At 40.7% G+C, this 8,296-nt stretch carries 9 protein-coding genes; 8 read left to right on the top strand and 1 reads right to left on the bottom strand.

The window, feature by feature from the left end:
• The first annotated feature begins 53 nt into the window (after positions 1 to 53).
• From JWQ85_RS07225 to JWQ85_RS07190, 8 genes are all read left to right on the top strand, one after another.
• Positions 54 to 1,199: a hypothetical protein gene (locus JWQ85_RS07225; protein ID WP_299466140.1), complete on the top strand. Its 1,146-nt coding sequence runs from the start codon at positions 54 to 56 to the stop codon at positions 1,197 to 1,199.
• A 2-nt stretch (positions 1,200 to 1,201) separates the two neighbouring features.
• Entirely contained in the window at positions 1,202 to 2,635 is a 1,434-nt protein-coding gene (gene ricT, locus JWQ85_RS07220) for a regulatory iron-sulfur-containing complex subunit RicT (RefSeq protein ID WP_299466137.1), read from the top strand.
• Entirely contained in the window at positions 2,635 to 3,114 is a 480-nt protein-coding gene (locus JWQ85_RS07215; protein WP_299466135.1) for a gliding motility lipoprotein GldH, read from the top strand. Before ricT ends, JWQ85_RS07215 begins: the two co-directional genes overlap by 1 nt.
• Before the next feature lie 71 nt (positions 3,115 to 3,185).
• Positions 3,186 to 3,434 carry a hypothetical protein gene (locus tag JWQ85_RS07210; RefSeq protein ID WP_299466132.1) on the top strand — a complete coding sequence of 83 codons (249 nt, stop codon included), beginning with the start codon at positions 3,186 to 3,188 and terminating at the stop codon, positions 3,432 to 3,434.
• 1 nt (position 3,435) lies between these two features.
• Positions 3,436 to 3,681: a hypothetical protein gene (locus tag JWQ85_RS07205; RefSeq protein WP_299466129.1), complete on the top strand. Its 246-nt coding sequence runs from the start codon at positions 3,436 to 3,438 to the stop codon at positions 3,679 to 3,681.
• 65 nt (positions 3,682 to 3,746) lie between these two features.
• Positions 3,747 to 4,943 (top strand): tetratricopeptide repeat protein, encoded by a 1,197-nt coding sequence (locus JWQ85_RS07200; RefSeq protein WP_299466126.1) that lies wholly within the window; start codon positions 3,747 to 3,749, stop codon positions 4,941 to 4,943.
• Positions 4,944 to 5,014: 71 nt separating this feature from the next.
• On the top strand, positions 5,015 to 6,382 hold the full coding sequence (gene rmuC / locus JWQ85_RS07195) for a DNA recombination protein RmuC (protein WP_299466123.1): 1,368 nt from the start codon (positions 5,015 to 5,017) through the stop codon (positions 6,380 to 6,382).
• A 14-nt stretch (positions 6,383 to 6,396) separates the two neighbouring features.
• Positions 6,397 to 7,149 carry a hypothetical protein gene (locus tag JWQ85_RS07190; RefSeq protein WP_299466120.1) on the top strand — a complete coding sequence of 251 codons (753 nt, stop codon included), beginning with the start codon at positions 6,397 to 6,399 and terminating at the stop codon, positions 7,147 to 7,149.
• 62 nt (positions 7,150 to 7,211) lie between these two features.
• Here the strand turns inward: JWQ85_RS07190 and thiL are convergent, their stop codons facing one another.
• Positions 7,212 to 8,261, bottom strand: a complete 1,050-nt coding sequence (gene thiL, locus JWQ85_RS07185) for a thiamine-phosphate kinase (RefSeq protein ID WP_299466143.1) — start codon at positions 8,259 to 8,261, stop codon at positions 7,212 to 7,214.
• Positions 8,262 to 8,296 lie beyond the last annotated feature (35 nt).

Raw genomic sequence — 8,296 nt, 5'->3', positions numbered from 1 at the left:
GTTGTCTCAAATCTCATATCTAAAATCTCATATCTAATTTTTACCTTGCACCAATGCAGTTTAAGGATATTATAGGGCAAGAGGCAATTAAGCAGCGACTGATGAACTCGGTAAACGAGAACAGGGTAAGCCATGCGCAATTGTTTTTAGGCCCCGAGGGTGCGGGCGGTTTGGCGCTGGCAGTGGCATACGCGCAATATTTATCGTGTGAAGATAAACAGCCAAATGATTCTTGCGGCGTGTGTTCATCATGCCGTAAGTACCAAAAACTAATGCACCCCGATCTGCACTTTTCTTATCCGTTCTTCGCCAAGCATAAAGACGATACGGCGCTTACCTTTATTGAACAATGGCGCGATGCATTTACGGCCAACCCCTATTTGAGCCTTGATATTTGGCGGGGATATCTGGAGGCTGAAAACAAACAGGCCAATATCAATATTGCCGAATGCCATCAGATTATCAAGAAATTAAGCTTTAAGCCTTTTGAATCGGTATATAAAATACTGATACTTTGGCTGCCCGAATATTTGGACAAAGAAGGCAATGCCCTGTTAAAAATGATAGAGGAGCCACAGCCAAATACGCTGTTCATCCTTGTGGCCCAAAATCAGGATCAGATCCTGAATACCATCCTGTCGCGTACACAGCTCATTAAAATACCTTGTTTAAATTACGAGGATATTAAAGGCGAGCTGATGAATAAACACCATCAAACAGAAACTGCAGCTTCAGAAATCGCTTACCTCAGCAATGGTAACATGACCGAAGCCCTTGCTATGCTGCAGCACGATACCAAAAGCTACCATACCCTTTTTGTGCAGTGGCTGCGCTTATGTTTCGGCAATAAAGGCCTCGAAGTTTTAAGCTTTGTAGACCAGATGGCTAAAATGGGCCGCGAAAACCAAAAGAATTTTTTACGCTATGGAACCAGTTTTATCCGCGAGTGCTGCCTGCTTAGGGCGGGTGCCGAGCGGATTGTTAAACTACCCGAGCAGGAGATGGAAACAGCCAAAAAAATGTCGGCGGTTATTACAAATGCCATGGCGCAAGCCATTATAACCGGGCTTGAAAAGGCTCATTATCATATAGAACGTAATGCTAACCCTAAAATCTTGTTTTTAGACGTATCTTTACAAATTATAAAAGTTCTAAATTTGAAAACTGTCCCTGCGGGGAATCATTATATACCGAATTAATTATGGGATGCGGAAGTTGCTCAACAGGCGGCGGTTGTTCGCCTGCAGGCTGCAAAAGTAATGGCTCATGCCTTACAAATGGTTGCAGCAAATTAGATGTACACGATTGGCTATCACATATGGATATGCCAACTAACTATAAGCCTTACTCTATTGTCGAAGTAAAATTCAAGGGATCGCGTAAGGAGTTTTATCATAATAACGATAATATTTACCTGGAAGCGGGTGACCTTGTAGCGGTTGAAACCACTACCGGCGGCTATGATATTGGCCACGTATCTATCACCGGCGAGCTGGTGCGGATGCAAATGACCAAGCGCCACGTAAAAGAGGCTGATGTTGTTAAAAAGATCTATCGCCGTGCTACGGTTGCCGATGTAGATAAGTGGAAGCTTGCCAAGGATATGGAGTGGGAAACCATGCATAAATCGCGTACGCTTGCATTAGAACTGAACTTATCTATGAAGATAAGCGATGTAGATTACCAGGGCGATAAAACCAAGGCCACCTTTTATTATACGGCCGAAGGCCGTGTGGATTTCAGGGAACTGATCAAAAAAATGGCCGAGAGTTTCCGTATCCGGATAGAAATGCGCCAGATTGGTATGCGCCAGGAAGCAAGCCGTTTAGGCGGTATTGGTTCATGCGGCCGCGAGCTTTGCTGCAGCACCTGGTTAACAGATTTTAAAACTGTTTCTACATCTGCGGCTCGTTATCAAAACCTTTCGTTAAACACATTGAAACTTGCCGGCCAATGCGGTAAATTAAAATGCTGCCTTAACTACGAGCTGGATACCTACATGGATGCTTTAAAGCATATCCCCGATAATGTGAGCGTGCTAAAAACCGAAAAAGGTGATGCCCGCCTGCAAAAAACGGATATATTTAAAAAGATAATGTGGTTTAGCTACCCCCGTGAAGAAGCATGGGTACCTATGCCTATTGCCAAGGTAAAAGAAATACAGCAACAAAACCGCGATGGTATTATCCCGGCAGACTTAGGTGAAGTTGTTGAGATAGAAACCAAGCCGGTAAAAATATTGGATTACGAAAATGTTGTTGGCCAGGATAGCTTAACCCGCCTTGACGATCGTCGTAATAGCAATAACAACCGCAATAAGAATAATAAAAACCGCAACCGTACCCAGCAAGGTGGTAACCGCCCGGATGGGGCGCAAGCCGGGGCAAGGCCCGAAGGCGGTAATCGCCCGCAAGGAAACAGGCCAGAAGGCGGTCAAAAACCAGAGGGTGGCAATCGCCAGCAGCACCAACAAGGGCCAAGCCCGGATGGTCAGCAGGCTGGTGGGCAAAAGCCGGAAGGCGGCGGTGGAAATCGCCCGCAGGGAAGTAACAACAGGCGTGGCAATAACCGCCCGCGGCCAAATAATCCAAACAATAATCAACCCCGTAACGATAACCCGACCAAGCCGGAATAATGCAAGCGTTTAAATTTCTTTTTGGTGGATTAATAGCCCTTGTGCTTTTTTCGGCACAAGGTTGTACCGATCCTAACGCGGTTATAGATCAAAATACGGAGATAGCCAATCACAATTGGTCGTATGTTAACCGCGTTAAATATGATGTGAAGATAGATGATATCAGCGTGCCCTATAACCTTTACTTTAATGTAAGGGTTAGCGGCAGTTATAAATACTCCAATATATTCGCGCTGCTCATTCAAACGTCGCCGGGCAAAAAAACACATACCACCCGTTACGAATGGCCCCTGGCCAATAAAGATGGCGAATGGCTGGGCAGTGGCAGCGGCAATTTATACAGCTATCAATTGCGCCTGCGCACCAACTATAAGTTCCCGGCCAAAGGGGTTTACCATTTCGAAATTGAGCAAAACATGCGCGATAACCCGTTGCGCGAGGTTATTGATGCCGGCCTAAGGGTAGAAAAAGCGCAGTAATAATCAAGATCCAAAATAATTAAAACAGGCAATGCTTCTGTTTTGTAGTTTAAGTAAACTAAAACTTAACTATGAAAAAGTTATTCGTTTACTTGTTTGTCGTTTTGGCGATCAGCGTATCTGCCTGTAAGGGCAATAACAAAACCGGCGGCGATAAACCCGACTCTGGCGCTACAAATGTGGGCAGTTCGGGCGCGGCAGATACCACAATATCATCAAGCGCGCCTGCACAAACAGGCACAGGCGGTACCGATACAAGCGGCAATGCAAAAGGCACAACCAACGCAACTGCAGATTCCCTTAAAACCAACCCTAAATAATATGAAAAAGCTATTCGTTTATTTATTCGCGTTGGTGGCTGTTATGGTTGTTTCCTGTAAAGGGAAAACAACAGCAAACGGCAGCGATACTGCTGTAGATTCCGGCCAAACCCATGTGGGGAACGAGGCCCCGGCAGATAGTAATAAATACCAAACTACTCCAACAGAAACCGGCGGGAAAGATACCAGTGGGAATGGATCCGGCAATACAAATGCACCAAAAGATACACTAAAGACAAATCCGTAGATCTTTATTTGAGTGGGGCGTTAATTTTTATTCTATTTTCGATAAAATTAACGCTCCTCTTAAAAATGAGAAAATTACTGATCCTCTTTCTATTTATTCCTGCTGTTTCTATAGCACAAAATGTTAACCAAAAAGTATCTGCAGAGGATAGTTTAAAAAGCGTAAAAGCACTCGATTTTTTTAATAAGGGGCTTGTTGACTATCCTGATAATGCGGAGTATTATTTTGAAAGAGGCAGGGCTAAAATAACCCTTAAGGATTTTAATGGGGCGTTAGCAGATCTGAACAAAGCTATATCGCTTAATTACAACCTTGAGATAGCTTATGTAGATAGGGGTCGTTTAAAGGATCAGCTAAATTATTTTAACGAAGCAATTGCCGATTACGACCAGGCTATAATGATAAAACCAACCTATGCAGCTTATTACAATCGTGGGTTAGCCAATTTTAGTCTTAACAATTTCAGCGCTGCTGTTACCGACTACGGCAACGCCATTCCGTTTGATTCAAAAAATGGTGACCTATATTACAATCGCGCACTCGCAAAAGCAATAACGAATGATAAGAAAGGTGCTCTTGCAGACTATAATCAGGCGGTTCTACTAAACCCCAATAATGAACAGGCTTATTTGAATAAAGCCAATATAGAACTTTCACTTAGCGATATTAAAGCCGCGGTAGTAGATTATACAAAAGTTATAGACATAAACCCCGGTAATATTGAAGCCTACGCCAACAGGAGTGTTATCCGCTTAAACAAAAAGGAATTTGCCGCAGCCATTTCCGATATAAATAAAATATTAGCTGCCGACCCAAAAAATTTACTCTCTATTTATAATCGTGCTTTGGCTAACGATCAACTTGGCAAAAACAAAGAGGCAATTGCTGATTACTCACTATATCTTACCACAAATAATGATGATGCCATGGCTTTGTACAGGCGTGGTAATATCTATTTAAAACTTATTAATTACAAGGCCGCTGTAGCTGATTATGATAAAAGCCTGGCTCTTTTCTCAAAAAATGCTCAAGCTTATTTTAACCGTGCATATTGTAAGCGTTATCTTAATAATTACAGTGGCGCTATTGAAGATTATACCGAAGCCATAGCTCTTGATCCTCGCAACAGCGATGCCTATAATAATCGTGGTTTTGTAAAACATCTCATGAAGAACGACGTGGCCGCTTGTCCCGACTTTAAGAAAGCCGCCCAAATGGGTAATAAAGCGGCAATAGAAAACTCCATAAACATGTGCAGGTAGCCTTATAAATACTAAGTATTTTATTTTACTACTAAAATTAGTACTTTCGTTTTGCTAATATTTTTATCAAAATGGATGTAGCTATTATAATTTGTGCCGGTGTTGTTGTATTGGGGATTGTGGTGTTTGTTTTATTAAGGAAACCAACAGCCGGGCTTATTTCTGCGGATGACCTTTCCAAACTGAAACACGAAAATGAATCGTTAAAGATATCCGTAGCACAAGCCGAGCAAAAAGCAGCGGGCTTACTCTCCGAAAAGGAAAATATTACCAAACTGCTTAAAGACGAACAAAACCGCTTACTCGACGAGCTTTTATACGAACGCGGGCAGCTTGCACAGGCTAATCAATCGTTAGAATCTTCCCGGTCGTACTTTAAGGCTCAGCAGGAAAAATTGGCTGAGCAAAAAGAAGAAATTGAGCAAACCCGCCAGCATTTTCAGCGCGAGTTTGAGAATGTGGCCGAAAAGCTATTGAAGGAAAAATCACGCGAATTTACCGATGTAAACAAGTTGAGCATTGACGCCATCTTAAATCCGCTAAAAGAAAATATTAAAGCTTTTGAGGATAAAGTAGATAAAGTTTACAATATGGAGGCCGCCGAGCGCAACACACTTAAAGGTGTTATTACCCAACTGATGGATCTTAATAAATTGATCAGTACCGAAGCATCAAACCTAACCAAAGCTTTAAAAGGCGATAATAAAAAGCAAGGCAACTGGGGCGAGGTTATATTAGAAAAGGTTTTAGAACGAAGTGGCCTGGTGCGCGATCGTGAATACCGCATACAAGCCAGCCTGAATGGCACAGATGGCGGCAGGTTACAGCCCGACGTTATAATTGACCTCCCGGATGAAAAACATTTAATAATTGATTCTAAGGTCTCGTTGATAGCTTATGAACGTTTGGTTAATTGCGAAACAGAAGAAGAACGCAAGCTTTATTCAAAAGCGCATGTAGAATCGTTACGTAACCATGTGCATGGCTTATCATCAAAAAACTACCATGACCTGTACCAGGTAAACTCGCCCGATTTTGTTTTGCTTTTTGTACCGATAGAATCCTCCTTCAGTTTTGCCGTACAATTGGATGCCGACCTGTTTAGCGATGCCTGGGATAAACGGGTAGTAATTGTTAGTCCGAGCACGTTATTGGCCACCCTGCGTACCATTGCCAGTATTTGGAAACAGGAACGGCAGAACAGAAATGTGTTAGAAATTGCCCGGCTAAGTGGATCTATGTATGATAAGTTTGTTGGCTTTATGGCTGATATGGAAAGCATCGGAAAAAACATCAATCAAACACAATCGGTTTATAACAGCGCATTTAACAAACTTGTTGACGGCAACGGTAATTTGACAGTAACCGCTGAAAAAATAAAAAAGCTGGGAGCTAAAGCAAATAAGCAGATAGATAATAAATATATTAGCGAAGAATAACCTTATTAACAATCATGAATAAAAAATCAGCACTTATTTTACTATTAGTAATATTTACATCTTGCTCCAAAAAATCAAAAAGTGAATTAGAGAAAAGTAATTTAAAAGGAGACATTACACAATTAACCATAAATAAATATAAGGCCGAAACAAAATTTGGAGAAATTGTTAAAGGTAAAATACAGCAACACTTTTTATCAAAATTTAATTCTTTTGGAAATACTGAATTTAGTGATATCACCTATTATTACGGAGATGCAGACAGCGCGGAAGTCTACAACCACAAATCTTCATTTCAATACGACGAACAAGGTCATAATATAAAAACAACATCTGTTAGCAACCCCAAAAAATATAGCTTAAAAAAATTTAATGGCAATTTGCTGATTGAAAAGGATGATATAGATGGAAAGAAAATAGAATCTAAAACTAAATATGTTTATAATAGTGATGGTTTCATCAGTGAAGTAAATAGATATGACAGTAATGGTAAATTCACTGGTAAAGAAAAACACATAACTAATAGCAAAGGTCTTGATACAGAGATTCAAATTTATAAATCAACAGGGGAGTTAGAATATAAATTCGTTGTAAGTTATGATGATAATGATAACGTACTAACAGAAAAACAGACAGTTGGCGAGTATCCCTTTTCTTCCTCTTACAAATACTCGAATTTGGATAACAAAGGTAATTGGCTTAAAGCCATTAGTTATCGTGACGGGAAGCCTCTTGAATATATAGAAAGAATAATAAAATTCAGATAATCTAATAAAAAACTAATAGCCAAATATATTTGGCTATTAGTTTTTACCCCTTTAATCTTTTACTAAGGAGTTGGAGACTTAAACGCATTCCAACCTTGTGCTTTTAACTCGTGCAAATTGCCGGACTTGGTTATTAAGCTACAACCTTCATTTGGTTCGGTTATATAACCTATGATAGAGAAATCCATTTTATGTTTGATCTTATCGTAATCTGCTTGTTTTACGGTGAAAAGTAATTCATAATCCTCACCCCCACTTAAAGCGCAAACGGTTGGATCCAGGCCAAACTCGCGGGCAGTTTCGTAGGTCATTGGGTCGATAGGGATCTTTTCTTCATATAACTTACAACCTTTATTGCTTTGCTTACAAATGTGCAATATCTCCGATGCTAAGCCGTCAGATACATCTATCATTGAGGTAGGCTTAACACTTAATTCTTTCAACAGGTCAATAATATCCTTACGCGCTTCGGGTTTTAACTGGCGTTCAACTATGTAGTCTTTCCCTTCCAGGTCGGGCTGAATATTTGGATTTTCTATATAAACCAGTTTTTCGCGCTCTAATAATTGCAAGCCAGTGTAAGCACCACCCAAATCACCTGATACGCAGATCAGGTCACCTTCTTCGGCAGTGTTACGGTACACAATATCTTTTTCATCGGCATAACCAATTGAAGTAATGCTGATAACCAGGCCTTGTTTTGAAGCTGATGTATCACCACCAACAATATCTACATTGTAATTACCGCAGGCCAGGTAAATACCTTCGTACAATTCTTCAATAGCCTCTAATGGGAACTTACTGCTCATACCAATAGAGACCGTAACCTGGCTTGCAGTACCATTCATAGCATAAATATCGCTCAGGTTTACCTGTACGGCTTTATAACCTAAATGCTTCAATGGTGTATAAGCCAAGTCGAAATGAATACCTTCTAAAAGCAGATCGGTAGATATCAGTGTTTTCTTCCCTTCAAAACTTAAAACAGCGGCATCATCCCCTACGCCCTTTATAGTACTCTTTTGAGTAAGTGTTATATTTTTAGTGAGGTGGTTTATTAAACCGAACTCTCCAAGGTTCTCTATATTGGTTTTCTCTTCGTTCTCGAACATATTATTTTTTATTACACAGATTATAAAAATCAACC

The organism is Mucilaginibacter sp. (assembly GCF_028288105.1).
In the GTDB taxonomy this organism is placed as follows: domain Bacteria; phylum Bacteroidota; class Bacteroidia; order Sphingobacteriales; family Sphingobacteriaceae; genus Mucilaginibacter.
Note: the sequence above shows the minus strand (reverse complement) of the source record. Positions and strands in the feature narration are given on the sequence as shown.

What these genes read in the sequence shown, in the direction of transcription:
- JWQ85_RS07225 (WP_299466140.1), top strand. Translation starts at nt 54, where the DNA reads ATGCAGTTTAAGGATATTATAGGGCAAGAGGCAATTAAGCAGCGACTG.
- ricT (WP_299466137.1), top strand. Translation starts at nt 1,202, where the DNA reads ATGGGATGCGGAAGTTGCTCAACAGGCGGCGGTTGTTCGCCTGCAGGC.
- JWQ85_RS07215 (WP_299466135.1), top strand. Translation starts at nt 2,635, where the DNA reads ATGCAAGCGTTTAAATTTCTTTTTGGTGGATTAATAGCCCTTGTGCTT.
- JWQ85_RS07210 (WP_299466132.1), top strand. Translation starts at nt 3,186, where the DNA reads ATGAAAAAGTTATTCGTTTACTTGTTTGTCGTTTTGGCGATCAGCGTA.
- JWQ85_RS07205 (WP_299466129.1), top strand. Translation starts at nt 3,436, where the DNA reads ATGAAAAAGCTATTCGTTTATTTATTCGCGTTGGTGGCTGTTATGGTT.
- JWQ85_RS07200 (WP_299466126.1), top strand. Translation starts at nt 3,747, where the DNA reads ATGAGAAAATTACTGATCCTCTTTCTATTTATTCCTGCTGTTTCTATA.
- rmuC (WP_299466123.1), top strand. Translation starts at nt 5,015, where the DNA reads ATGGATGTAGCTATTATAATTTGTGCCGGTGTTGTTGTATTGGGGATT.
- JWQ85_RS07190 (WP_299466120.1), top strand. Translation starts at nt 6,397, where the DNA reads ATGAATAAAAAATCAGCACTTATTTTACTATTAGTAATATTTACATCT.
- thiL (WP_299466143.1), bottom strand. Translation starts at nt 8,261, where the DNA reads ATGTTCGAGAACGAAGAGAAAACCAATATAGAGAACCTTGGAGAGTTC.